This window comes from Bacillus timonensis, assembly GCF_000285535.1.
Classification (GTDB): domain Bacteria; phylum Bacillota; class Bacilli; order Bacillales; family Bacillaceae_L; genus Ferdinandcohnia; species Ferdinandcohnia timonensis.
The window spans coordinates 335,051-357,940 of record NZ_HE610986.1 but is presented as its reverse complement, the minus strand read 5'-3'; the positions used below and the strand labels follow the sequence as shown (position 1 = coordinate 357,940).

The following is a 22,890-nucleotide window of genomic DNA, read 5'->3' as shown; positions in this document are numbered from 1 at the left end:
AAGTAAATCCATTCTTCATATATATTCCATTATACCAAATATACGGAAAAGTAAGCGGTTAGGTTTCAAAATGTGTAACTTTTTTTAGAATCTTTCGTCAGTTTAGTAAAAGCGCATAATTGGAGGCTACAATATGAAAAAATGGATGCTTGTACTTATCATAGGATTTGTGATTACTCTTTCAGGTTGTGGAGGGAGTACGTCAAGTAAACTGACAGGTAGCAAACCACCTGAAACGAACATTCAAATTGAGAATGAAACATACCCAACGAAACTCGGCACCTATTGTTGGAGCTCAAAGTTTAAAGGTGAATGTATTGACACAGCAGGACCTGAAGCACTATTAGAAGGAAAAGATCCGATAGTTGTGCAGCCTGGTCAAGAAATTACGTTTGTGATGGATTATGAACCAAAGCCAAATGAGGTGCATGTCGCATATTACAATGGTGACAAGGAAACAGAAGTAACAGTAGAAAATCACCGTTTTACAGCACCAGAGGAAAAAGGAGTGTACTACTATTCCTATGGGGTTTGGTGGACTGAAGGTGATGTATCAAGTGGAGATGCATTTTACGCATTTGCGCTTGAAGTAAAGTAGGAGGAGTTTATGAAAATACGGAAAGCTATTTTATGTGATGCAAAAGGCATAGCCAAAGTACATGTAGACAGTTGGAAAACGACTTATTCTGGAATTGTCCCAGATGAATTTCTCCAACAATTGTCCTATGAGGCAAAAGAAAATATGTGGAAAAAGGGTATCCCAAACGGACATGTTTTTGTTGGGGAAAATGAACAAGGTGAAATCGTTGGGTTTGCCTGTGGTGGAAAAGAGCGCAGCGGGAGCTATGAAAATTATCATGGTGAGCTGTATGCCATCTACATTTTACAAGAATATCAACGACAAGGCTTGGGGAAAAGGTTAGTAGTCCCTGTCGTAAAGCAGCTTTTAAACAAGAATATAAATACCATGCTAGTATTTGTATTGGAAGAAAATAAATCCTGTCTCTTTTACGAAGGACTTGGAGCTTGCAAACTAGATACCGTGGAAGATGAAATCGGCGGGAAAAAGGTAAAAGAAGCAGTATATGGATGGGATGATTTGAAACAAAGTTTTAAAAAGTTTTTGTGAAATAGGAGGCAAAACCATGCTCGCAACTCTTACAAAAAGCGAACCAGATTACATAGCAACATTCGAACGCCATTATCCTCACTCAATTGATGAGGTTTGGGCGATGCTAACAGACAATGATAAACTACCAACATGGTTTCCAGAATTGAAAATCGATGAACTTCGAAAAGGTGGACACATCCTTTTTGATATGGGGAATGGAACCTTCGAGAAAATGACGATTACTGACTATCATGATCGCTCTGCTTTGGAATTCACTTGGGCAGACGACAGTGTCCGCTTTGAGCTAACTCCAGAACAGGATGGATGTGAGCTGCTTCTACTAGAGACGATTACAAAGCTTACCGACCATACTCCGAGAGACTTAGCAGGGTGGGACGTATGCTTGGAAGTTATAGGAGTATTGCTTGACGGAAAAAGGGTAGAAAATCGCAAACAACTTTGGGAGCCCTTATACGAACAATACGTCCAAGCTATCAATAGGTTAACTACATAAAGCTAACAAGAAGCCCATCTATTTTTAGGATGAGGCTTTTTTCTTGGTTGATAAAATTGGTAAACAATTCATAAAATTAAAGGAGAATGCAAACATAGCACGAATACACTACATGACGTATTCTCTTTTTAGAACGGAGAGTGACCCATGAAAATCGTAATTCTCGCCATCATAGTTGGTGCCGTGGGTGTAATCATTTTTAAAGCAGTCAGCAAGAAAAAACTGCCTAGTAATCACTACGCACCGTTTGACGATGTGACAATGGGGAAAAAGAATGAACCATAAGGAGGATCTTACAATGTCAGAAAAACTTATACGTGTTGGAACTACCTATCTACCCGTTAGCGACGTCCAGCGTTCAGCCACATGGTACACAGAAAAACTTGGGGCAACATTGAACTACTTGGATGGTGACAAAGCCATTCTCGATTTAGCCAATCAAAGCTTTTTTCTAGTAGCTGCGCAGGAGGGACAGTCTTCAAATTTCAGGGATGCAAAAGGGAATGAGCGTTTTTCATTAACCTTTGAGGTTGACGGTTTGCAAGCTCTAGAGAATCTACATAAAAAATTCAAAGATAGACATATAACCGTTGGTGAAATCGAAGACCGTGGCCATGCCGGTAATAATTTTGTGTTTAAAGACCCAGACGGCAACCAATTCGACGTTTGGAGCGAACTAAGTCCAACTTTTCAGAAGCGAGGGAACTAAGATGCAAGCATTATTAGTAATAGATGTGCAAAATGGAATTGTAAGTTTCAAAGATTTTAGTGAAGAACTTAACAAAATCCAACAAATCATTCAAGACTTCAAAGCGAAAAGGTTGCCAGTAATCATGGTGAGACATTTCGATGAATACGAAGAAAGTCCGTTATATAGAGGGTCTGAAGGTTCGGAACTTCATGAATCTGTCAAAGACCAGGCTGATTACGTAGTTGAAAAAACAACCCCAAGCTCATTTTTTAAAACCAATCTTTCGTCCCTTTTAGAGGAATTAGGTGTAAAACAGGTTTTCATCATTGGTTTTAATACAGAATTCTGTTGTATGTTTACGGCTATTTCTGCTTTTGACCGAGGGTACGAGGTTACTTTTATAGAAGATGCAACGGGTACAACAAACGATGGCGAAACATATGAGATGAAAGACCTTGATATTAGAGATTTTGTCGGAACAGCCCTACACTGGTCAGATGTGATTGAGGTGCTCGATTTTGAGGAATATCAGGAGACTTATCAAAAATGAAGCATGCTCTTCAACTTAGAAAAGAGGGTCGGCTTAAAGAATCAAATGAACGGCTTTTGACGTTGATCAAGGATGCTCCTGGAGACCCTCAGTTAAACTATCAAGTTGCTTGGAGTTTTGATGTGTTAGGATTGGAGTCAGAAGCAGTCCCATTTTATGAAAAAGCCATCGGATTAGGGTTAGAAGCTGAAGAATTAGAGGGGGCCTTGCTAGGTTTGGGTAGCACGTATCGAACACTCGGAGACTATGAAAAGTCTGCGGCGACTCTGATAAAGGGGACAGAGCTATTTCCTGAAAATCATGCCATGAAGGCTTTTTATGCAATGGCACTTTACAATCTTGGTCGACATCAGGAAGCGATGGAACTTCTTTTAAAGGGATTAGTGAACACTTCAAATGATACGTCCATTCAAACATACAAGCGTGCCATTGAATACTACGCAGATAAACTTGATCAAGTTTGGGACTAAAAAACCCTCCGATATCGGAGGGTTACACTTCAATTATAAACGGTAAAATCATTGGCTTTCGTTTTGTTTGCGCAAATAAATATTGTCCAACCGACTTTTTAATTTCCCTTTTCATCGCATTCCATTGGTAATTTCTTTCACTTTGAAGGTCAAGAATTGCTTTTTTTACACGTCGATTTGTTTCTTTTAAAAGTTCTTCCGAATCTCGATTGAACACAAATCCACGGGTAATTGTATCCGGCCCCGATAAGATTTTCTGATCTCTTTTACTCAATGTGACAACAATGACGACCATGCCGTCCTCAGAAAGCTGCTTTCGGTCACGTAAAATGATATCACCTACATCACCGACACCAATTCCGTCCACATAGGTATCTCCAGCTGGGATTTTTCGTGTTTGGCGCGCTTCCGAATTTTTAACGTCCACCACATCCCCATTTTGAATGATAAAAACATTTTCTGGATGAACGCCAACAGATACCGCGAGCGACTTATGCTGATGTAGCATCCGATACTCCCCATGAATTGGGATAAAATACGTCGGTTGCATCAACGTTAGCATCAGCTTGAGATCCTCTTGATAGCCGTGACCGGACACATGCATTCCAGTTGCACTGCCACCATATAAAACAACCGCACCAAGCTGGAACAAATTATCAATAATTCGAGATACATTTTTTTCATTACCTGGTATCGGTCCAGCTGCTAAAATGACCGTATCTTCGGGCAGTATTTGCACATCCCGGTAACTTGCAGTAGAAAGTCGCGAAAGTGCAGCCAGCGGTTCCCCCTGACTACCCGTACATAAAATACAAACCTTCTCAGGTGCTAAATTGTTCACCTCTTGTACATCAATCAGCATGCCATCCGGTATATGTAAATAGCCGCGCTCGACGGCAACATCCACGACATTCACCATACTTCTTCCTAGCAGTGCAAGCTTTCGGTTTGTCTTCATCGCAGCTTCAACAACCTGCTGAATACGACTAATATTCGAAGCGAATGTTGACACAAAAACCTTTCTGGTCGCTTTCATAAAAGCTTCCTCAATCACGTGCCCAACCTTTAACTCAGTCGGTGTCGAACCAGAGCGCTCGGCATTCGTACTTTCTGATAATAAAACAAGTACACCCTCACGCCCGATTTCAGCCATACGATGAATATCCGAATGCTGGTCATTCACAGGGGTCAAATCAAATTTGAAATCTCCAGTGTGAACAACCTTGCCTTCAGGTGTATCAAACACAATTCCAAGACAATCCGGAATACTATGATTTACCTTGAAAAAGGAAACCAACATTTTACCGAACGTAAGCGTAGAATCCGCGTCAATCGGGTGCAACTCTGAATCAGCGAGTAGTCGATGCTCTGTAAGCTTCAACTCAATTAAGCCAAGCGTAAACCGAGTCGCATAAATCGGTACATTGAGCTTTTTTAAAAAATAAGGAATCCCACCGATATGATCCTCATGCCCATGCGTAATCAGCAAACCACGAATCTTCTCCTGATTATCCTCCAAATAGGTTAGATCTGGAATAATTAAGTCAATTCCAAGTAAACTCTCATCGGGAAACTTTCCTCCACAATCAATCACCAAAATATCATCATCATACTGCACCACATACATGTTCTTCCCAATCTCATTAATTCCACCAAGTGCAAAAATGGACAAACCGTTCTCCACTAATCACGCCTCCTACATCTTAAATTGTGTCCTTAGTTTTACCTTGTTTTGCTGGATTTATTTATGTGATGTTCCAGAATATGTTAAAATGTGTTTACGAGGAGGAATGGAAATGAAACGACTACCATTTGAACGACCAAACGTACATTATGATGAAAGACTTTTTGAAATAGATGAGCAAATCTGTGCCCTGTTAAAGAAGAGAAAGGACCTCTCAAATGACAATCCAGGATTCCCAAAGGATGAAATGATATCTGGATGGTCAAAGAAATATGGGTTTTACGAGGAGTTTTTGAAGGCTGTTTTTGAATCATTTAGATCTGAAAAACACTTCAGGCCTAGGGTTGAGCCCAAAGGATTCAGGAAGCACCTACCGGTTTTAAAAGCTGTTGAAGTCAAAAATGTGTTTTATACAGTCAACTTTATTAGACAATACTCGAATGCAAGCGTCATTAATTTAAATATTAACTGGGATGCATCAGAAGAAGGTGATGAAACTTGGTTCCACGTGTTTTGGGAATTACTAGTGGGCGATAAGTATGACAGCAGAACAGAAGGCGGAAGTGGATCAGGTGGCCATGTATCCTATAATTTTGTCGTTTCGCCAGCCCTACCGGACGAACCCAAGGGGATAACCTTACAATTTAAAGGCGATCAAACACCACATAAGGAGGCACCCACCGGGATAGAGTTTGAAATAGAACTTTAAAATGAGCTATTTCCTGCTATGGCCATTTTCTATGCTTTTTTGAATATTTGTCAGAATAATAGACTCATAGTCTGCGAGAGAGGAAAAGGTGATTCTATGATTTATAAATTGATTATACTTGTTTTAGCGGTGGTTATATTTGGGTTAATAAGCGATGTTTTATTACGTAGAAAGTTCAATATTAAAAAAAGAAGAGGATTGAGGAGTCAATGGGTCAACAAAGGACAAGCTTCCATTGAATTAGTACTTTTGGTCATCTATTTAGTCGGAATTTATTTCGCAATAGATTCTATCTTTTTTTATATAATCGGTTTCTTCACCATCTTAAATCTATTCCGCGCATTCATGCACTGGAAATATGAACCCGAAAAGAAGCAGTACATCCTTTATCTGTATGAATTAGTGATGTTATTGATTTTTGCTGCAATTACTTATTGGTGGGTGTTTAGTTGAATTTCGGAAAAACCATAAAAATGAATTATTGGCCATAAATTGTTTATAACAGCCGTTTTTTTCTGCTTTCAGCCATAAAAGTTTTCTAACAGCCATAAATTGTCTTAAAGAAAAAATGTCACAATTTTATTTGAAGGAATTTAAAGAAATCTGTCGAAAAAAGTACTATCGAATGAAAAGGAGGCATGATTAATGAGAAAAAAGGAACTAGAGATCCCTTTACGAATCCGAAAGCTTGAAGCATTACTTAAAAGATTGTTAGAAACCCAGCCAAAATACCAACAAATTAGAGATGAATACGGAAGAAGAATGTCAGGCTATCGTGGAGAGCAATCTTTACAGTACTATTTGACATTTTTAAAAGAAAAAAACTACCTCATCTTCCATAACCTACGTCTCCCAGATACCTCCGGAGAGCATTTTTTTGAAATAGACTTACTTTTAGTTAGTCCCACATTCCTATTAATAATAGATGCAAAAAATTACCGCGGAGAGCTATATTTCGACGGCAAGTTTGACCAATTAATCCAAACCTATCAAGATAAGAGAAAATCGTATCATTGTCCTGTTGCCCAAATCAACAGACATCAACTACAACTTAAAAAACTTCTTGAAACCTTCAAAATTCCCCCAATTCCGATTGAGACCCTTGTAATCTTCACAAATCCTAATGCCATTATTGATGCGAGTACAGATTTTAAACACGCTCATAAGGTAATTAAAAGCCCAAGCTTCCTTACAAAAATGGAATTGTTTGAAAAGAGGAATCGGGATAAAGTGTTGGATCGTAAGCAAATGCTAAAGCTTAGTAAAATCCTATTAAAGCAGCATACACCTAACGATCACGATATTATAGCACAATTTAATATAAAAGCGGATGAGTTGATTTATGGAGTGAGCTGTCCAAATTGTGACAAGATTCCAATGGTAAGAACCGAAAGGTCATGGACGTGCACTAATTGTAATCACGTATCTAAGGCAGCTTATCTAAACTCATTAGTCGATTACTCTCTTTTATTTGGAAACACCATAACTAATCAGCAACTACGACATTTTTTGAAATTACCTTCTCGTACAGCAGCAAAAACTATATTTAATACACTAAATTTAGAACATAAAGGGGACTTGAAAAGCAGAATTTACATTTTACCAGAAGATATTGAGAGGATTCTAATAAAATATGAGTGATAATTAGAGCCAATTTATATTTTTAGCTAATAAAAATTTTTTATGGCTGATAAACGAAACCTATGGTCAATAAACAGAAAATATGGCTAATAAATAAAATTTATGGCCAATAGCTTTACTGAAGCAGGAATCTCCCCACAATGTCTTGAACTACTTAATAATGTCAATCCTACTACTATGACCAAGGAGGCCTCATAACCATGTACGAATTAAAAACAAAGGAAAACGATGCGAGTGTTATTGAATTCATTGAAAAAGTCGAAAACCTCAAAAAGAAAGAAGATGCATACAAGCTTTTAGACATCTTTACAGAAGCGACTGGTTACCCGGCAAAAATGTGGGGGCCAAGCATTATTGGGTTTGGTTCTTACCATTACAAATATGCCTCTGGCCATGAGGGCGATGCGCCGCTTGTTGGGTTTTCGCCACGTAAGGCAAAAATCAGTTTGTATTTTGCAACAGGCGATTCAAGGCGTGAGGAGTTACTCGAAAAATTTGGCAAACATACAACAGGTAAAGCCTGTGTCTATATCAACAAAGTTGCAGATATTGATGTTGAGGTGCTGAAAGAGCTAATAAACCAATCGATTCAATTTTTACAAGAAATGTATCCTTCGAAATAAGAAAATCTTATACATATACATAAAATCAATCGAATATTCTTATCCCCTAAAATGGTTTACGATTAATGTACCATATAAAAAAGAGGGGATTAAGATGACGTATACATTTAAAGCGATTGACCATATTCAGCTTGCTGCGCCAAAAGGAAGCGAAGACCTAGCGCGCCACTTTTATGCAGAAATTTTAGGCTGTAAAGAAGTCGATAAGCCGGAGACACTCCGGAAAAATGGGGGTGTTTGGTTTGCGTATGGAACTGTAAAAATTCATATTGGGATTGAGGATCCATTTTCACCTGCCAAAAAAGCGCATCCTGCTTTCGAAGTTGAGAACATTCAAGCCTTAAAACAGCACCTACAAAATAATGACGTGAACATAATAGATGATAACAATCTCCCGGGTGCGAATCGCTTTTACGCCCATGACCCGTTCGGTAACCGCTTGGAATTTTTACAATGGATATAGAAGAGAACCTATGATTAAAGCCTCAACCACTCATTCAATCACAAAGTGCATGAACATCAAGCTGATTGCCCACAATATGGCTAATGTAGAAAATTATCTATTGCCAGCGTGGAGGTGAACAGTTTGGAAAAGGATAAAAAAGAAGAAAGCATTGAAATTTTTTCGAATGATGCACTCCGTGGGAAGCCGTATCTCGACATCGATCGTGTCATAACTGAAGGGGTATCTGCATACGTAAACAAAGAAACGAATACAAAAGAAGTATAGAGGCGTTACGCCTCTTCAGACTGTTGACAAACGCTCGCATCCTGCGTTGCTTGCCTCGCTCGTCCGCTCATGAAGGCAACTTCTATTCGCGTCTTCACTCAGCTGCGCGCCTTATCTGACAAGCGCTTTCAAGACAGTCTGGGAATTGAGTTTAAATTTAGATATCCTTAAAAATTCATGTAGACAAAGTCAGTACTGACTTTGTCTACACTCTATAGAGGCGTTACGCCTCTTTTTTGATTGAAAAAATAAAAATAGCCCCTATCACTTAGGAGCTACTCGTAGCGTCCCAGATTGGAATCGAACCAACGACCTACAGCTTAGGAGGCTGTCGCTCTATCCTACTGAGCTACTGGGACATAATTAAAGGGAAGCCAAAATAATTATAAAATCAATTTACGACAAAGGTCAAGATATTTGAATCCCAAAATAAAAATCCACCCTCCAATTGGAAAATGGATTAGCATGAAATGGGAAAAGCCACAATTGCCGTAATACCCTAAGAAAGTTTAAAACCACCACTCCTCAAAGTGGGTGTTTGCAGAAACGTTCCTGTATGTCCTTCATGTCGCCATGGACGAAGGCCTGCCATTCCAATTTCAATGTTAAACTCCCTATTTCAGTTCAAAGGTTAAACTTTATTATGATTACGTACAATGTAGCTTGTATTTGTATACTACATGATTGAATCGATTAAATCAAATGTAAAAAAAATCCAAAATGTTGAACTTTGTCACGGAATTTTTTCTTTTAAAAATAGAAACGTCTTAAACATTGATGAATCAGGCATTAATGACTAATTAAAAAAAGGTTTTTGTCGAAAAATATTTTGAATGCTTGCATTTTTGAATACAACCACTCAACTTGCAAAATACTAGATAAAAAAGTGATGAGGGGTTTGGAAATGAATTCAACGAATGAAAAACTTACTTCAGCAGAAATGGGTAAGCTTTGGGCAGTTTATATGGGGAACTCGATGGCGATTTGTGTGTTAACGTATTATCAAAAACATTGTCAGGATCCTGACATCATGGAAATCTTGAAAAAAGGAAAAAGCATCAGTGAAAAAATCATTGCCGAAATAGTCAAGATTTTTCATAAAGAAAATTTCCCTATCCCAATTGGATTTGATGTAAAGAAAGATGCAAATTTGGATGCCCCACGATTGTTTGCGGATGAATTTTATCTTCATTATTTGAAATACACTGCGAAAGCTGGGCTGAGTCTTTACTCCACAGCAATTCCAATGATGATACGGAAAGACGTCAGAGAAATAGTAATAGGATTTAACCGCGATACCACCGACTTTTTAGTTGCATTAAATGAAACCTTAGAGAAAAAGGGAGTATTAACAAAGCCGCCGGTGATTCCAATCCCAAAAGAGGTAAGTTTTATTCAAAAACAGAGTTATTTAGCTGGGTTCTTTGGAGATGTTCGTCCGCTCCAAGCTTTAGAAATTGCACATCTTCAAGATAATTTGGAGAATAATGTGGCAAGTAAAGGACTTTTAATTGGATTTAGTCAGGTAGCAAAACATAAAAAAGTGAAGGAATTCATGCAACGAGGCAAGGAAATCACAATGGATCATATTAAGGAATGCACGGAAAAGCTAAACAGAGATAATTTACCAGGCCATCCCCTCCTTGATGATTTAGTGGAGCCATCAACCATTCCACCTTTTTCGGATAAGTTAATGACTTTTCATAAAATAGATATGTTTTCCATGAAAATAAGGTCTTACGCAAATGCGATATCCCTGAACGGTAGACGAGACATTGGGTTGATGTTTAGTAAGTTTATCCTTGACGTTGGAAAATATGTTGAAGACGGCGCTAATTTAATGATAGATGAGGGATGGTTTGAAAAACCGCCTCACGCCATCGACAGAGAAATGCTTGCAGATGATAAATAAAGTCAGGCCAACTAGTGCCTGACTTTTCCTATGTTATGGTAATGTAATTTTAAACGGTTCAAACATGCTAGGATTTGGTATTTGATAAGCTTTAAACACGATATCTTTCTTGTTTGTAGCCTTAAATTCCTGTTTAAATAAATTCCCTTTAACTCGCTTAGCAAATGGATTGTCTTGTATGGATAAATCTTTGCCATCTTCGGATTCTACCCATGTTCGATTCCTCGTTAAGTTATCGTCAAATGGAAAATCACTATCTACTTCAAAATAAACAATCGTTTTATCATCACGATATTCAACATCGGTCACTGTAATTTTTCCAACATCGCCCTGATCCATTTCAACTGGAAGTTCATTTAATGAAACAGATAGCTCTTTATAAGCACCTTCCCCGCTCGGAATCTTATATGGAAGAATTGTTAAGCTTTTTGCTCCTTCTTTGACTGGCGAATAAAGATAACGATGGTTCGCCACCTCGATTCCATTGATTGTATCGCCATATCCACTACCAGTAAGCATTCGTAATCCTCTACCTTGATCATCAATCATCGCAAATTCTAAATCCATATAAGGGTCAATTTTGGTGTTATTCGGGTCAGATTTAATTTGAATGGCCAAATCCGTTCCAGCTGGACCTAGCTTTACGGACTCTACGGTTACTTCCGCATCATAAATAACTTGCGATTTGTTTGGTCGGATAACTGTTACTTCATTTGATTGCTTTACTGGAAATTCAAATTCCCAATTACCAGGGATAAGCCCCACTGCATCAATAATAACCTTCATCTCAAACTCTTCCGGCAAATCTTCCGTTGGTGTAACATTCATAACGGACTCATATTTTGATGGAGTGATAAATTTTCCAGAGCTACTCGTGCTAAAATTAATTTCTTTTCCGTTTACAAGTATTGTGGGACGTTCAATATTTCCGATTGCAATGAGGGCCTCGTGTGTTAGGCCAAATGTCAAGCGAGTGCCGTCATAAAAAATTTCATTCATAGTAAGTGTTACACCGTTGTCCTTCGATTGTTGGTCAATCACTTGAGTTAGACCACTACGACCGGCGATTTGGAGTCCTTCATCATTCGATTCATTGAAAAAAGTGCCAACCAATGGAATTTCAGAAGCAACCTTTGCCATCGCAGGAGATAATGTTGCTGACCCGATAAAAAGGAAAAATCCTGCTGCAACTGTTCCAATCGTGGTAAGTACGAATTTTTTACGTTTTGGTTTTTGTTTTCGAGTTTCACTAATTGTCTGCTGAATAATTGAATCAAGTTTCTCTATCGGAACAGGAATGTTTTCAAGTTCTCGATGAAATTCAGGGAAATGTTTACTCATTCACAATGTCCTCCTTTAAGTGATTCCGTAATAGGGAAATTCCACGGTGAATATTTGTTTTCACAGTACCTTCCGGGCAACCTATGAATTCAGCAATTTGTTTGATTGAAAGATCTCTGTAAAACCGCAAAATCAAAACCGTTTTGTATTTTTCGTCTAACCCTTTAATGGCGTCCAATAAATCAGAGTCGTTCTCCTTATTTGTGTACGAAGGAGCCTTGCTCTCGAGGAAATCCCGTTCCATTGGAATCACTCTTTTTTCTTTCGGAGTTGGTCAATAGCGGTATTAATCAAAATTCGTGTAATCCAAGTTGAAAAATATGTATCATTTTTAAGCCCTTTAATCGAAGTCAAGGCTTTATAAATCGTTTCCTGAAACACCTCAAGTGCATCGTCCTCATTTTTCATATACAAGTATGCCATCTTATAAAGCTTCGTTTTTTCTGTATCTATTAATTCCTGAAAAGCACGGTTATTTCCCTTTTTTGCTTTTGCAACAAGTTTGTTTGTCGTCAAAACCCTTCCTCCTTTCTTCTATTAGTTAGAGAAACTAGACATAAAAAACGTTTCACGTTTTAAAAAGGATTTTGGTAGTTGGTACCGAAATACATATAAATCTTATCATTTTGGAAAGGGCTGAAGAGTAAAAATGTTAAAAATGGATTGTGGATGTGCATGAAGGACGAAAGTCGCTCGATTATGATTAGACAAGCAGTTGGGGCAATTGTAATGAAAGACAATCAATTTTTACTTGCCCATAAAACAAAAATAAACACTCTGACTGGTTCAGAAAAAATAAAGGGTGAGTGGGATTTTATTAAGGGCGGGATTGAAGACAGCGATGAATCGGTACAACATGCAATGCTCCGTGAACTGAAGGAAGAAACAGGCTGTACTGATTTTTTGATTAAAAAGCAGTTTCCTGATCAAATTTGCTTTGAGTTCCCTGAAAAAATGAAGATTGGATATGAACGCCAGGAAACTACCATGTTTTTGGTTGAATTCACAGGAGTTATAGCGGACTTATTGCCAATCGATGAAGAAATCGCAGAACTCCAGTTTTTTGCGAGAGAAGAGGTTATAGACAAACTCACTCATGAAGATACAAAAAGCTTTTTTATAAAAAATCTGTCTCAACTAAGCACAAAATGACAGGATGGAAAAAAGAATGGCAGATAGAATGAAGGTAAGGAGTGAGGGAAATGAGTTGGCTAGAATCATTACAGAACGCAATTGATTATATGGAGGACCATCTGCTTGAGGATGTCTCAATCGAAGAGATAGCACGTGTCGCGAGTGCGTCACCGTTTCATTTTCAACGCACATTTTCGATTTTAACAGACATTACAGTAGGCGACTACCTCCGCCGCCGCAGATTAACACTTGCAGGTGAAGAATTATCGAGAACGGATATGAAGATTATCGATCTAGCCTACAAATATGGCTACGACACTCCCGAGGCTTTTACAAAAGCTTTTCGGAAACAACATGGAGTAACGCCAAGTGATATCCGAAAAGGGATTGGAAAGCTGCAATCATATAGCCGCCTGGTCATTCAGGTGAGTCTGAAAGGAGCAGATCCAGTGAAGTATCGTATTGTTGAAAAGGAAGAATTTAAGGTGGTTGGAGTGAAGCGCAACTTTTCATGTGTGAATGATGAACAACTTCGTAGTATTCCGAAGTTATGGGACGAAGTGAATTCTGACGGGACCTGTGATGCTTTAATACCCTTAATAAACGGCGAAATTAATGGGATTCTAGGTGTCTGTGTAAGTGAGCCAAATGCAACAACAATCGACTATTGGGTGGCAGTGGAAAATACGGATGGCGCATCAGGAAAGTTTGATGTGTTAGACATTCCAGCATCAAAATGGGCCGTTTTCGAAGTTCATGGAGCGATGCCTCACGCAATGCAGGACGCGTGGAAAAAAATCTATTCAGAGTGGTTCCCATCAAGCGGGTATACGTATGCGGGAACAGCTGAGTTCGAAATGTATCCAGATGGAAATGCATATGAATCTGACTATTACTCTGAGATTTGGATTCCGGTGAAGTAGAGTGTGAGCCCCAAGGATATTCCTTGGGGCTTTGCTGGTAGTAAAATTGCTTAGCGGGGCAATGTGGCCGCTTTTGCTGTCGATACAACAGATTTATGGCCAATAATACAAAAATATGGCTGATAAATATAATTTATGGCCAATAAAAACTTTTTTCAGCCAATAGTTGAAGTTAATGGCTGATAGCAAGAAGATTCTTCGGGTGTTTAGAATAGGCAGAAATTTTTGATAAATGTATAATAGAAACATCATAATACAAAAAGTAATTAGGAAGGGATAACATGAACCTAACGCATATCCGATTATTAGTAGATAACTATAAAGAATGCTTTTTATTTTACCGAGACATACTAGGTTTTGAGGTTTCATGGGGGGACGAAACTTCCATGTATGCGGACTTTATTGGTATCGGTGGAGCAAAGATTGGTTTATTTGAAAGAAAACAAATGGTGGCAGCGATTGGCGCTGAATATACGCCAATTAAGGAAAAACAGGACAGAACGACATTGATTTTTAAAGTGGATAGTGTTAAGAATACATACGAACAATTGAAAGATAAACTTGAGTTCATCACTAAGCCACATGAACAAGCGGACTGGATGCTGAAGGTTGCACATTTTCGTGACCCAGCCGGCAACCTAATTGAAATCTACGAAAACCTTTAAAAAAAGGAGTGCTGACCATGCATTATGGCTGGGTTGTCGTTTGGATTACATTCATTGCGGTACTAATTGCAGCGGGAACTCGCTCCATTACAGGAGTCATTTTAATACCATTAGAGCAGGAGTTTGACTGGAGTCGTTCGTCCATTTCTTTTGCATTTGCCATAAATCTCATACTCTATGGAATTTCCGGACCATTCATCGCTGCTGGACTTGAGAGATTAGGTGTCCGTAAAATCATGGCTTATTCGATGGTCTTGTTAGTCATTGGGCTAGTCACAAGCCTCTTTATGGCACATATTTGGCAGCTCCACCTCATCTGGGGAGTTATTATTGGAATTGGTTCAGGCGTATTCTTATCTGTACTTTCTGCCAATATCGCAACAATTTGGTTTGAGGAAAAACGCGGAATGGTATTAGGATTACTCATGGCTGCAACCGCGGCAGGGCAAATGATCTTTTTACCGTTATTATCATTCCTAACAGAAGCATATTCCTGGAGAGTGGGAATGGCTGTATTCATCGGGCTTGGACTTCTGATTACTCCCATAATCTTCATCTGGATGAAAGATCATCCTCGTGATATAGGCCTTCTTCCATATGGGGCAACGAAGGAAGAACCAAAAAATGAAAACAAAAAGAATCCAATCACATCCGCTTTTGAGGTGCTTTGGATTGGGGTACGCTCCGGCCCGTTTTGGTTACTATCAGGAAGTTTCTTTATTTGCGGTTTATCAACTGCAGGACTTTTAGGCACACATTTTATTCCAGCCTCAACCCATCACGGAATACCAGAGGTTCATGCGGCTAGTATCTTCGCATTCATGGGAGTATTTAATATTATCGGAACCACGATAGCAGGTTGGTTATCTGATAGATTCGATAATCGATGGTTATTATTCTGGTTTTATGGCCTCCGCGGTATATCGTTACTTGTGTTGCCATACGCCCTGCATATGCAATCATACGTGATGCTCATCGCATTCGCCGTATTTTATGGACTGGACTGGATTGCCACGGTACCGCCAACAGTACGGCTTGCCGCTGACTTTTTCGGAAAAGAAAATGGACCAATCGTATACGGCTGGGTGTTTGCAGCACACCAAATCGGTTCAGGTGTTGCAGCATTTTTAGGTGGCTACTTCTACGAGGTCTTCCATAGTTACACCATCACGTTTATATCCGCGGGATTCCTTTGTATTGTGGCAACACTGTTTGTGTTAATTATTAAAAAACAAGCCACAATCGTCACACAGAGACAAGGGGTGACGGTTGGGAAATAAGAGGAAGGATTGTTCATTCATGAATGTTGAATTAACAAGATTTAAAGTGAAAGAGGGTAAATCTGATATAGTCACGGAATGGCTACAATTTTTAAATGAAAATATGAAGGATGTTTTGGTCACTTTAGAAGGTGAGAAGATGTACGTTGAGACCATTTTTAGAGAAAATCTTGATGGTCATGAGTATTTGTATTGGTATTCAGTCCAAGGCGAAGGTGGTCAAAACGTTGAAGAATCCAAGCATTGGATTGATAAAAAGCACCTAGAGTATTGGGACGAATGTATTGACCCGGAATTTCGTCCCGTTGATCTAACAACTGAGGTTGTGATGATTCCACAAAAGGTGAGAGAAGCAATGGATTAAGAGGAGAAACAAAAACAACGGAGGCTGTTTAAGTTACCCCCGTTGTTTTCTATTCTCCACGATCAATTGTTTAACCAACGCTTTACAGCACATGATAATCCCAGTCAGAAATGCCGTAATGGTATAACCAAAGGGTAAGTAAAAAAAGCAAAATAATGTGGAGAGAAACAACCAAATCACCCAAAAAAGTAACTCTTTACTCATTCGATGAGTTCACTTTCTGTGCTTCAAGAATATGATCACTAATCACTTTTGCAAGTGCCTCAACCGTATTTTTTAATTCTTTCATATCATTATCAACCCCGCCGACTTCGATAAGAATTGAATTTTTCGCTAAATCCTGGTTATACACTCCATTTCCTTGATCTAGTCCCTTTCCAATCACACCCCGACTGATTCCGGGATACTGAGACTCGATTGATTTGTTGAGAGACTCGGCTAGTGCATAACTTTGTTCAAAATTACGACTCGCTTTTCCGACGACAAAAAATACCCTTGCATATGGCTTATTGTTGATGGTGACTGTTGAACCATCTTTCCGAACACTGTCACGGTGGATATCAATTAAAAAGTCGATATCAGAGTCGCTTGCCATAGCAGATTGAACGATTCCACGTGAAACTGCATAAGATTTGGTCGTTCCCCAGCCTTTTTTCTGCAATTCTTGCCCGATATTCGTTTTATCGACAATTGCATTAATACCGTATTGTTCTAATTCTTTACCTAAGAGTTCTCCGACAAGCGTGATGTTTGTTTTTGAATCAACCGCTTTATCCTTATCAGGGTTGCCTGTGAGGCCAAGGAGAGGCAAATAGGATTCAAAACTATGAGAGTGATAGATTAACACTTTACTATCGGTAACAAATTGAACGGGCGGTGTCTTTGAATCATCATTATTTAGTTCTTCTAATTCCTTTTGAGCCATTTCTCTTTCCTGAAGTAAAACATCTAGAGGAGGTGCCGACTCGTAAGGAAGAGTCGTGAAATCTGTGCCTTCCCCTGAAATCAGGATTTCAGTATGGTACATCGATAATCCAGGAAGTTCATGACCGAAAAAACTTCGTAAATCACCATACTTAAATTGTAGAGTTGATTCGACAAGAAGTTTTGTGAACGATTCTTGTTCTTTGATTAAAGTCTGTCCGAAATAGGCATTTTCGAATTCAAGCAATTTTACAAAAAACTCAGCTGGAAAGGATTGAAGGTTGCTATCGAATTGTTGAAAATGAACCCATTCCTTTTTCATAGAGGATATGCTTGTGGCAGCTGCAAAACAAATGATTACGACAAAGAAACATAAAAAGATGATTCTTGAGATATAAATTTGCCCATATCCAGAACTTTTCATGATATCCGTCCTTTTTTGCTTTTGGACATATATATGAAAAATATTTCCAAATTAGAATGGTTTTCCTATCAATAGAAAAAGCATGGTCGCCCATGCTCTTACATATGTAGCTCCATTATTTATCTTCTCTTAACAAATACTCATTGCCGTCTTGATCAGAGAAAGAGAACATTGTGCCAAACGGCATTCTAAGCATTTCTCCAACCTTTACGTCGTTTTGCTTCATTTCCTCATAGGCTGCTTCAATGTCAGTTGTGCTGAAAAGAACGGATGGATGTGAAACCTTTGATGGGTCATGCTGTTCCATTGCTGCTTTAGAGTATAGCACAAGTGTAGTGAATTCATCTTCACTAGGTCCTACTTCAATCCAAAAAAAGTCAGGTCCCATTGGTTGCTCAAGCTTTAAAACAAAACCAAGTTTGTTGACCCAGAAATCCTTTGCTTGCTCTTGGTCTTCTACATAAACGGTTATTTTTCCAATTTTATTAATCATCTTTATCACTCATTTCTTTTAGTATCGATAAAAATTCTAACAAAGTTACAACTATTAAAGCAAAATTCGCTTCTTACCTGATTTTTTAAATAACCTAAAAATACAGAGGCACTCAAGCCTCTGTATTTGTTAATTAATGTCCTTCACCGTTTCCAAAATTACTTCCCGTCACATCTGCCATATTTTCAATCGCAATTAATGCACTTGGATCAATTTCATGCGCAATTTCCCTAAGTGTGGAAAGTTCAATCCGGCTGACAATTGTATATATAATTTTTCTAGGTTCATTTGTGTAGGCCCCTTCACCATGTATAAAGGTAATTCCACGACCCAATACCTTATTCAATTCAGTTGCAAGCTTATCAGGTGTATCGGAAATAATGGTTACCGATTTTAATTCTTCAATACCTTCAACCACAATATCAATCATTTTAAAGGCGATGTAATAAGTAATAATCGAGTACATAGCCGTTTCCCAACTAAATACAAGTAAGGCAGCAAGGATAAAAATAAACACGTTCATAATCATTACCGTTTGACCTACAGAGACTGGTCGTTTCTTGCTTACAATAATGGCCAAAATTTCAGTGCCATCCAATGCACCACCTGTTCGGATAACTAACCCGACACCTGTACCTAAAATAACCGCACCAATAACCGTTGCTAAAAATAAATCATTTGTTACTGGTTCAAAATGATGCAAATATGCAGTAAATGCTGATAATACCAAGACACCAAACAACGTATGTAAAGTAAATTTGACTCCCATTTTTCGATATCCAAAAATAAGGAACGGAATATTTAAAACGATGAGAAAGATACTCATTGGAACTGAAAAGATCTTTGAAGCAATGATGGAAAGACCGATAACCCCACCGTCCAAAATATTATTAGGCACTAAAAATAATTCCAACCCAAAGCCCGCGATTAGAGCCCCAATGGTAATCATAATAAGTTGTTTAATCTCTGTTAAAACACGTTTTTTCTTTGTTTTTACCACAAAAACCAAGCCTTTCAATTACAAGATAGATTTTCCTTTTTAATCTTACCATATTGTAGGGTTTGCTTACAGTTTTAGAAGGATATGACTACCTTTATGTGGAAAATAGTATAAGAACGAGTTTTACAAAGGGGAATGATATGGGAGACTATACGAGTGAAATCAGAAACCTAATTGGAACGAGACCTTTAATATTGGTTGGTTCTACTATAATAGTTGAAAATCAAGAAGGCAAAATACTGTTACAGCTTCGGTCAGATACCTTTGAATGGGGTTTACCAGGAGGCTCAATGGAACCTGGAGAAACTCTCGAGGAGACGGCAAAAAGAGAATTATTCGAAGAAACGGGACTAGTTGCAGAAAAATATATCCATATAGATACATTATCAGGTGGGGAACTTTACTTTAAATATCCAAATGGTGACGAGGTATACAATGTAATTGCAGTATTTATAGCGAATGAAATAAGTGGGAACTTACAAATGAATGATGGAGAAAGCGTAAACCTTCGTTTTTTTTCAAAAACAGAAATTCCAAACAATATGGATGAAAGAGCAAGGATCATAATAGAGAAACATGTAAAGTAGGAGATATACGACATGAACCAATTTAACAATTTTGAAGAATACAAAGATCCGGATCTTTATGATCAGGAGAACGAGCCATTCCAAGACGACGTGAAATTTTTAATGAAATGGGCTACAAAGGTTAACGGGCCAATCATTGATTTAGCATGTGGAACTGGCCGTGCAACAATTCCCCTAGCTCAAGCAGGACATACCCTATTTGGGGTGGACATACATAATGGCATGCTTACTCAAGCAAAAAAGAAAACGAAAAATACGAATCTTGAAATTGAGTGGATTGAACAGGACTGCACGAAACTCCAATTAGGTGAAAAGAGTCCACTCATTTTTATCGTAGGAAATTCTTTTCAGCATTTTCTCACGAATGAGGAACAGGACCAACTACTCGCATCCGTTTACAGTCACCTTGAAAAAGAGGGAATCTTCATCTTTGGTACGAGATTTCCTAGTGCGGATGAATTGCTTCAACCGGCCACTGAGGAATACTGGAGAAGCTACAAGGATGATACAGGAAATATGATAAATGTCTACACAATCAGTAGCTATGACACTATTCAACAGGTTCAGCATTACACGACAATTAGAAGGAAAATGGATGACACAGGAAAAACGATTGATGAAATGAAAACCAATATTAAATTGCGATATGTCTTCCCTCAGGAAATGAATAGACTTCTGAAAGAAAATGGATTTGAGATTTTAGCTGTTTACAAGGACTGGAACGAGTCACCCCTAACACAAGACAGCTACCAAATGATCTATGTGTGTCGGAAGGTTTCTAATTAATAGCAGTCGGCTATATCACAAGTTCTTCTGGTAAGTATGATTCTTTACCTAATCGACTTTTTAAAAGACTTGTGTTTATCATAGTTGCTAGTTTTATAAGATTATCAGTAAAGGAAGTGGAAAATGTGGTCGTAACGAAAAGATTTGCCCAAACCTTAGAAACATCTGAAATAGAGGTATTGCACTCTAGACTTAGGGCTATACAGGAAATTGAAGGAAATCCGATGGGTGTCGAAATCGAAAAGTTTGGAAACGCAACAGCCTTTTCAGTTATGAACATTCCAGGACCTTCTTATAACACTGTTAAGGGGTTATCGGATGGTGATGAAAAACACCTAGATGCTATCATCCAATTTTACAGACAAAAGGATATTCCTGTTCGTTTAGAACTAACCCCTGGACATGTTTCTTCTGAACTACTTTTGCACCTAGGTACCATTGGTTTTTATCAAAATGATTTTCACACAACCCTCTACTTAGACCTTTCTTCACATCAAGATAATTGGACTAATTCAAAAGTCACTGTTCGTGAGTTAGATAAAAATGAATTTGATGTATTCGCTGAAATTTATACAAAAGGCTTCGGGATGCCTGCTTTTTTAAAAGATGGGGTAGCCCAAAATAATAAAATTCTTTACGACAATGAAAATTGGAAATTCTATCTTGCATGTATTGAAAACGTACCTGTAGGAATTGGGGTTTTATTTGTTAAGAATGACATTGGAACTTTAGCAGCCGCAGCAACTTTACCAGAGTTTCGTAATAAAGGCATACAAACTACGCTAATCACTCAGCGTATGCATAAAGCGACTGAGCAAAATTGTAAGTTAATTGTCGGTCAAGCGAGATTTGGTTCAGTCAGCCAAAATAACATGGAACGTGCAGGTATGAGAATAGGATATACAAAAGTAATCTTGACAATGAAGTAAAGGAGAGATGACAATGGCAAGAATAGTAGGCTTTGAAATTAGTAGTCAAGATCCTGAGAAGGCAGTTAAGTTTTATTCAACGGTTTTTGGTTGGGAAATCGGAGAACCTAATTGGGGTTTTTGGCCAGTAAAAAGTTCCGGCCAAGCTGAGATTCAAGGTGGGATCAGCAAAGGGCCACATGATTACCCGCATGGAACAAGAATTCAAATCGAAGTTGACTCCATTGCTGAAACAATCACTGACGCTGTAGAAAACGGAGCGATGGTCGTTCGCGAAAAGATGGAATTTGATGAGTTTTATCTGGCGTATTTGGTTGACCCAACTGGAGTAGGATTTGGTCTTGTTGAGAGAAAATAAGAAGGATAATTGGCATGTTATTTTCAGCCAAAAGGCGGAGTCCATAAAACTAAGACAATTCATCTTAAATCTTATAGCTGGAACCGGAATCCTTATGGTCGTGAATGTTATTTTAAAAGGGGAGGTTGATTGGCAAATCGTTTTGCCAACAGTTTTAATCGCCACTTTTGTACATTTACTGGTTCTCTTTTTCAAATGGAACTGGAAAATCTAATGGTTTCCCATAAGTGAAAGCATTTTTAATTAAGCATATTCCGGGATTCTTTTTTAAAACAGTTAGGTTGTTAAAAACTAGTCCCGGAAATGTTTAATGTACATATTATAGTAGCAAATAGTGCTAATTACTATTTAACAAAGGACGTATAACTTACCTCATTTAATCCAAGACGTCCTTGCCGCTAAGTGAATTAGAGATCCCATTATTGTATATTTTTAAGAACGTAATCATTTTTTGGAAATCTTCATTTGTAAAATATCCTAGGTTCTTTAAATATTTGCCATACTCTTCTTTATCAAGATTCTTATGATATTCATAAACAATTTTACCTTTTGGCGTTAATTCAATGATTAATTCTCGAAAATTATGCGGATTCCTATATTTACTAGCTAATTCCTTTTTTATTAGTTTATCAACCATTTGAGAAACAGCGCTTTTCGTACGATTTGTAATTTCTGCAAGTTCTGAGGTATTTGTTTTTTTCATATCACCTATTAAGTTAAGTGTATGTACCTCAACCATATAGAGCTCGTCTTCCGTTCCATACTTTCTAGGTATACTTTCATATGTACTTATTAATCTAGAGGTTTCATAAAGTGTTTCCATCAGTTCGTTAAAAGTTTCAACTCTGTCCACCATGGTAACCTCTCCTTTCTAACTCCTCAATTAACAAATTATATTAACATTGTAACATAAAGGAAAAAACATATTCGTTCTTTTGTTTATTTATAAGATTTTTATAAATAGTCAAAATATTATTGACTGACATATAGTTAAGGTGCTAAACTGATAATACAGTTAAGGTACTTAACTCACGATGTATACTGAAA

The 22,890-nt window shown here is 38.1% G+C and carries 32 protein-coding genes, 1 tRNA gene and 1 other RNA gene; 24 read left to right on the top strand and 10 right to left on the bottom strand.

The features are described from left to right. Positions 1–133 precede the first annotated feature (133 nt). From BTHG_RS10400 to BTHG_RS10365, 7 genes are all read left to right on the top strand, one after another. A complete protein-coding gene (locus tag BTHG_RS10400; protein WP_010676681.1) occupies positions 134–598 on the top strand; it encodes a hypothetical protein in 465 nt (154 codons plus the stop codon). 9 nt (positions 599–607) lie between these two features. Then, complete coding sequence (locus BTHG_RS10395; protein WP_010676680.1) at positions 608–1,129, top strand: GNAT family N-acetyltransferase; 522 nt, start codon at positions 608–610, stop codon at positions 1,127–1,129. A gap of 16 nt (positions 1,130–1,145) precedes the next feature. Next, complete coding sequence (locus BTHG_RS10390) at positions 1,146–1,625, top strand: SRPBCC family protein (RefSeq protein ID WP_010676679.1); 480 nt, start codon at positions 1,146–1,148, stop codon at positions 1,623–1,625. A 147-nt stretch (positions 1,626–1,772) separates the two neighbouring features. Further along, positions 1,773–1,910, top strand: a complete 138-nt coding sequence (locus BTHG_RS26765; RefSeq protein ID WP_157256174.1) for a hypothetical protein — start codon at positions 1,773–1,775, stop codon at positions 1,908–1,910. Positions 1,911–1,923: 13 nt separating this feature from the next. Continuing rightward, on the top strand, positions 1,924–2,334 hold the full coding sequence (locus tag BTHG_RS10375) for a VOC family protein (RefSeq protein ID WP_010676678.1): 411 nt from the start codon (positions 1,924–1,926) through the stop codon (positions 2,332–2,334). A gap of 1 nt (position 2,335) precedes the next feature. Then, a complete protein-coding gene (locus tag BTHG_RS10370) occupies positions 2,336–2,866 on the top strand; it encodes a cysteine hydrolase family protein (RefSeq protein WP_010676677.1) in 531 nt (176 codons plus the stop codon). Beyond that, on the top strand, positions 2,863–3,336 hold the full coding sequence (locus tag BTHG_RS10365) for a tetratricopeptide repeat protein (protein WP_010676676.1): 474 nt from the start codon (positions 2,863–2,865) through the stop codon (positions 3,334–3,336). The genes BTHG_RS10370 and BTHG_RS10365 overlap by 4 nt, the downstream gene beginning before the upstream one ends. A 22-nt stretch (positions 3,337–3,358) precedes the next feature. On the opposite strand, the gene BTHG_RS10360 is transcribed toward BTHG_RS10365, so the two are convergent. After that, on the bottom strand, positions 3,359–4,963 hold the full coding sequence (locus BTHG_RS10360; protein ID WP_042341820.1) for a ribonuclease J: 1,605 nt from the start codon (positions 4,961–4,963) through the stop codon (positions 3,359–3,361). 169 nt (positions 4,964–5,132) lie between these two features. Between BTHG_RS10360 and BTHG_RS10355 the strand changes: the two genes are divergently transcribed. The 6 genes from BTHG_RS10355 (at position 5,133) to BTHG_RS26760 (ending at position 8,723) form a co-directional block, all read left to right on the top strand. Further along, positions 5,133–5,729, top strand: coding sequence for a hypothetical protein (locus BTHG_RS10355; protein ID WP_010676674.1), 597 nt, complete (start codon positions 5,133–5,135; stop codon positions 5,727–5,729). A 96-nt stretch (positions 5,730–5,825) separates the two neighbouring features. Further along, positions 5,826–6,182 carry a DUF4181 domain-containing protein gene (locus tag BTHG_RS24680; protein ID WP_052307774.1) on the top strand — a complete coding sequence of 119 codons (357 nt, stop codon included), beginning with the start codon at positions 5,826–5,828 and terminating at the stop codon, positions 6,180–6,182. A 192-nt stretch (positions 6,183–6,374) separates the two neighbouring features. Next, positions 6,375–7,370, top strand: coding sequence for a nuclease-related domain-containing protein (locus tag BTHG_RS10345; protein WP_010676672.1), 996 nt, complete (start codon positions 6,375–6,377; stop codon positions 7,368–7,370). A gap of 200 nt (positions 7,371–7,570) precedes the next feature. Next, a complete protein-coding gene (locus BTHG_RS10340; protein ID WP_010676671.1) occupies positions 7,571–7,993 on the top strand; it encodes a DUF1801 domain-containing protein in 423 nt (140 codons plus the stop codon). Positions 7,994–8,087: 94 nt separating this feature from the next. Then, entirely contained in the window at positions 8,088–8,456 is a 369-nt protein-coding gene (locus tag BTHG_RS10335; protein WP_010676670.1) for a VOC family protein, read from the top strand. 123 nt (positions 8,457–8,579) lie between these two features. Further along, a complete protein-coding gene (locus tag BTHG_RS26760) occupies positions 8,580–8,723 on the top strand; it encodes a hypothetical protein (RefSeq protein ID WP_157256171.1) in 144 nt (47 codons plus the stop codon). A gap of 285 nt (positions 8,724–9,008) precedes the next feature. Here BTHG_RS26760 and BTHG_RS10325 read toward each other — a convergent pair. Together BTHG_RS10325 and ssrS are read right to left on the bottom strand one after the other, a co-directional pair. Beyond that, positions 9,009–9,082, bottom strand: a tRNA-Arg gene (locus BTHG_RS10325). Positions 9,083–9,196: 114 nt separating this feature from the next. Further along, a non-coding RNA gene (gene ssrS / locus BTHG_RS26230) (6S RNA) lies at positions 9,197–9,391 on the bottom strand. Between the two features lie 236 nt (positions 9,392–9,627). On the opposite strand from ssrS, the gene BTHG_RS10320 reads away from it, so the two are divergent. Beyond that, positions 9,628–10,635: a DUF3231 family protein gene (locus tag BTHG_RS10320; RefSeq protein WP_010676669.1), complete on the top strand. Its 1,008-nt coding sequence runs from the start codon at positions 9,628–9,630 to the stop codon at positions 10,633–10,635. Between the two features lie 33 nt (positions 10,636–10,668). On the opposite strand, the gene BTHG_RS10315 is transcribed toward BTHG_RS10320, so the two are convergent. From BTHG_RS10315 to BTHG_RS27810, 3 genes are read right to left on the bottom strand one after another with little or no spacing between them, the layout of a single operon-like run. Further along, positions 10,669–11,976, bottom strand: coding sequence for a DUF4179 domain-containing protein (locus BTHG_RS10315; RefSeq protein ID WP_010676668.1), 1,308 nt, complete (start codon positions 11,974–11,976; stop codon positions 10,669–10,671). Then, entirely contained in the window at positions 11,969–12,220 is a 252-nt protein-coding gene (locus BTHG_RS27815; protein ID WP_332306427.1) for an RNA polymerase sigma factor, read from the bottom strand. Before BTHG_RS27815 ends, BTHG_RS10315 begins: the two co-directional genes overlap by 8 nt. A 5-nt stretch (positions 12,221–12,225) precedes the next feature. Beyond that, a complete protein-coding gene (locus tag BTHG_RS27810) occupies positions 12,226–12,492 on the bottom strand; it encodes a sigma-70 family RNA polymerase sigma factor (RefSeq protein ID WP_332306426.1) in 267 nt (88 codons plus the stop codon). A gap of 183 nt (positions 12,493–12,675) precedes the next feature. On the opposite strand from BTHG_RS27810, the gene BTHG_RS10305 reads away from it, so the two are divergent. From BTHG_RS10305 to BTHG_RS10285, 5 genes are all read left to right on the top strand, one after another. After that, entirely contained in the window at positions 12,676–13,128 is a 453-nt protein-coding gene (locus BTHG_RS10305; RefSeq protein ID WP_026021775.1) for an NUDIX hydrolase, read from the top strand. A 50-nt stretch (positions 13,129–13,178) separates the two neighbouring features. Continuing rightward, the gene (locus BTHG_RS10300; protein ID WP_010676666.1) at positions 13,179–14,033 is read left to right on the top strand and encodes an AraC family transcriptional regulator; all 855 of its coding nucleotides are present in this window, start codon (positions 13,179–13,181) and stop codon (positions 14,031–14,033) included. Between the two features lie 281 nt (positions 14,034–14,314). Continuing rightward, complete coding sequence (locus tag BTHG_RS10295; RefSeq protein ID WP_010676665.1) at positions 14,315–14,698, top strand: VOC family protein; 384 nt, start codon at positions 14,315–14,317, stop codon at positions 14,696–14,698. Positions 14,699–14,715: 17 nt separating this feature from the next. Continuing rightward, positions 14,716–15,978 (top strand): MFS transporter, encoded by a 1,263-nt coding sequence (locus BTHG_RS10290; RefSeq protein WP_010676664.1) that lies wholly within the window; start codon positions 14,716–14,718, stop codon positions 15,976–15,978. Positions 15,979–15,997: 19 nt separating this feature from the next. Beyond that, positions 15,998–16,342 (top strand): DUF6176 family protein, encoded by a 345-nt coding sequence (locus BTHG_RS10285; RefSeq protein WP_010676663.1) that lies wholly within the window; start codon positions 15,998–16,000, stop codon positions 16,340–16,342. A gap of 196 nt (positions 16,343–16,538) precedes the next feature. Here BTHG_RS10285 and spoIIP read toward each other — a convergent pair whose 3' ends face one another. From spoIIP to BTHG_RS10270, 3 genes are all read right to left on the bottom strand, one after another. Then, the gene (gene spoIIP, locus BTHG_RS10280; protein ID WP_010676662.1) at positions 16,539–17,690 is read right to left on the bottom strand and encodes a stage II sporulation protein P; all 1,152 of its coding nucleotides are present in this window, start codon (positions 17,688–17,690) and stop codon (positions 16,539–16,541) included. A 115-nt stretch (positions 17,691–17,805) separates the two neighbouring features. Next, positions 17,806–18,183 (bottom strand): VOC family protein, encoded by a 378-nt coding sequence (locus tag BTHG_RS10275; protein WP_010676661.1) that lies wholly within the window; start codon positions 18,181–18,183, stop codon positions 17,806–17,808. A 133-nt stretch (positions 18,184–18,316) separates the two neighbouring features. After that, a complete protein-coding gene (locus BTHG_RS10270) occupies positions 18,317–19,201 on the bottom strand; it encodes a YitT family protein (protein WP_010676660.1) in 885 nt (294 codons plus the stop codon). A 122-nt stretch (positions 19,202–19,323) separates the two neighbouring features. Here BTHG_RS10270 and BTHG_RS10265 point away from each other — a divergent pair, with 122 nt between their 5' ends. The 5 genes from BTHG_RS10265 (at position 19,324) to BTHG_RS10245 (ending at position 22,057) form a co-directional block, all read left to right on the top strand. Beyond that, positions 19,324–19,770, top strand: a complete 447-nt coding sequence (locus BTHG_RS10265; protein ID WP_010676659.1) for an NUDIX hydrolase — start codon at positions 19,324–19,326, stop codon at positions 19,768–19,770. A 12-nt stretch (positions 19,771–19,782) separates the two neighbouring features. Continuing rightward, on the top strand, positions 19,783–20,556 hold the full coding sequence (locus BTHG_RS10260; RefSeq protein ID WP_010676658.1) for a class I SAM-dependent DNA methyltransferase: 774 nt from the start codon (positions 19,783–19,785) through the stop codon (positions 20,554–20,556). Between the two features lie 125 nt (positions 20,557–20,681). Then, the gene (locus BTHG_RS10255) at positions 20,682–21,485 is read left to right on the top strand and encodes a GNAT family N-acetyltransferase (RefSeq protein ID WP_010676657.1); all 804 of its coding nucleotides are present in this window, start codon (positions 20,682–20,684) and stop codon (positions 21,483–21,485) included. 13 nt (positions 21,486–21,498) lie between these two features. Further along, positions 21,499–21,843 carry a VOC family protein gene (locus tag BTHG_RS10250; protein ID WP_010676656.1) on the top strand — a complete coding sequence of 115 codons (345 nt, stop codon included), beginning with the start codon at positions 21,499–21,501 and terminating at the stop codon, positions 21,841–21,843. Continuing rightward, positions 21,830–22,057: a hypothetical protein gene (locus tag BTHG_RS10245; RefSeq protein ID WP_148361193.1), complete on the top strand. Its 228-nt coding sequence runs from the start codon at positions 21,830–21,832 to the stop codon at positions 22,055–22,057. The genes BTHG_RS10250 and BTHG_RS10245 overlap by 14 nt, the downstream gene beginning before the upstream one ends. Before the next feature lie 162 nt (positions 22,058–22,219). On the opposite strand, the gene BTHG_RS24670 is transcribed toward BTHG_RS10245, so the two are convergent. Continuing rightward, positions 22,220–22,699 carry a MarR family winged helix-turn-helix transcriptional regulator gene (locus tag BTHG_RS24670; protein ID WP_010676654.1) on the bottom strand — a complete coding sequence of 160 codons (480 nt, stop codon included), beginning with the start codon at positions 22,697–22,699 and terminating at the stop codon, positions 22,220–22,222. Positions 22,700–22,890: the final 191 nt, after the last annotated feature.

What these genes read in the sequence shown, in the direction of transcription:
- BTHG_RS10400 (WP_010676681.1), top strand. Translation starts at nt 134, where the DNA reads ATGAAAAAATGGATGCTTGTACTTATCATAGGATTTGTGATTACTCTT.
- BTHG_RS10395 (WP_010676680.1), top strand. Translation starts at nt 608, where the DNA reads ATGAAAATACGGAAAGCTATTTTATGTGATGCAAAAGGCATAGCCAAA.
- BTHG_RS10390 (WP_010676679.1), top strand. Translation starts at nt 1,146, where the DNA reads ATGCTCGCAACTCTTACAAAAAGCGAACCAGATTACATAGCAACATTC.
- BTHG_RS26765 (WP_157256174.1), top strand. Translation starts at nt 1,773, where the DNA reads ATGAAAATCGTAATTCTCGCCATCATAGTTGGTGCCGTGGGTGTAATC.
- BTHG_RS10375 (WP_010676678.1), top strand. Translation starts at nt 1,924, where the DNA reads ATGTCAGAAAAACTTATACGTGTTGGAACTACCTATCTACCCGTTAGC.
- BTHG_RS10370 (WP_010676677.1), top strand. Translation starts at nt 2,336, where the DNA reads ATGCAAGCATTATTAGTAATAGATGTGCAAAATGGAATTGTAAGTTTC.
- BTHG_RS10365 (WP_010676676.1), top strand. Translation starts at nt 2,863, where the DNA reads ATGAAGCATGCTCTTCAACTTAGAAAAGAGGGTCGGCTTAAAGAATCA.
- BTHG_RS10360 (WP_042341820.1), bottom strand. Translation starts at nt 4,963, where the DNA reads ATGTATGTGGTGCAGTATGATGATGATATTTTGGTGATTGATTGTGGA.
- BTHG_RS10355 (WP_010676674.1), top strand. Translation starts at nt 5,133, where the DNA reads ATGAAACGACTACCATTTGAACGACCAAACGTACATTATGATGAAAGA.
- BTHG_RS24680 (WP_052307774.1), top strand. Translation starts at nt 5,826, where the DNA reads ATGATTTATAAATTGATTATACTTGTTTTAGCGGTGGTTATATTTGGG.
- BTHG_RS10345 (WP_010676672.1), top strand. Translation starts at nt 6,375, where the DNA reads ATGAGAAAAAAGGAACTAGAGATCCCTTTACGAATCCGAAAGCTTGAA.
- BTHG_RS10340 (WP_010676671.1), top strand. Translation starts at nt 7,571, where the DNA reads ATGTACGAATTAAAAACAAAGGAAAACGATGCGAGTGTTATTGAATTC.
- BTHG_RS10335 (WP_010676670.1), top strand. Translation starts at nt 8,088, where the DNA reads ATGACGTATACATTTAAAGCGATTGACCATATTCAGCTTGCTGCGCCA.
- BTHG_RS10320 (WP_010676669.1), top strand. Translation starts at nt 9,628, where the DNA reads ATGAATTCAACGAATGAAAAACTTACTTCAGCAGAAATGGGTAAGCTT.
- BTHG_RS10315 (WP_010676668.1), bottom strand. Translation starts at nt 11,976, where the DNA reads ATGAGTAAACATTTCCCTGAATTTCATCGAGAACTTGAAAACATTCCT.
- BTHG_RS27815 (WP_332306427.1), bottom strand. Translation starts at nt 12,220, where the DNA reads ATGGAACGGGATTTCCTCGAGAGCAAGGCTCCTTCGTACACAAATAAG.
- BTHG_RS10305 (WP_026021775.1), top strand. Translation starts at nt 12,676, where the DNA reads ATGATTAGACAAGCAGTTGGGGCAATTGTAATGAAAGACAATCAATTT.
- BTHG_RS10300 (WP_010676666.1), top strand. Translation starts at nt 13,179, where the DNA reads ATGAGTTGGCTAGAATCATTACAGAACGCAATTGATTATATGGAGGAC.
- BTHG_RS10295 (WP_010676665.1), top strand. Translation starts at nt 14,315, where the DNA reads ATGAACCTAACGCATATCCGATTATTAGTAGATAACTATAAAGAATGC.
- BTHG_RS10290 (WP_010676664.1), top strand. Translation starts at nt 14,716, where the DNA reads ATGCATTATGGCTGGGTTGTCGTTTGGATTACATTCATTGCGGTACTA.
- BTHG_RS10285 (WP_010676663.1), top strand. Translation starts at nt 15,998, where the DNA reads ATGAATGTTGAATTAACAAGATTTAAAGTGAAAGAGGGTAAATCTGAT.
- spoIIP (WP_010676662.1), bottom strand. Translation starts at nt 17,690, where the DNA reads ATGAAAAGTTCTGGATATGGGCAAATTTATATCTCAAGAATCATCTTT.
- BTHG_RS10275 (WP_010676661.1), bottom strand. Translation starts at nt 18,183, where the DNA reads ATGATTAATAAAATTGGAAAAATAACCGTTTATGTAGAAGACCAAGAG.
- BTHG_RS10265 (WP_010676659.1), top strand. Translation starts at nt 19,324, where the DNA reads ATGGGAGACTATACGAGTGAAATCAGAAACCTAATTGGAACGAGACCT.
- BTHG_RS10260 (WP_010676658.1), top strand. Translation starts at nt 19,783, where the DNA reads ATGAACCAATTTAACAATTTTGAAGAATACAAAGATCCGGATCTTTAT.
- BTHG_RS10250 (WP_010676656.1), top strand. Translation starts at nt 21,499, where the DNA reads ATGGCAAGAATAGTAGGCTTTGAAATTAGTAGTCAAGATCCTGAGAAG.
- BTHG_RS24670 (WP_010676654.1), bottom strand. Translation starts at nt 22,699, where the DNA reads ATGGTGGACAGAGTTGAAACTTTTAACGAACTGATGGAAACACTTTAT.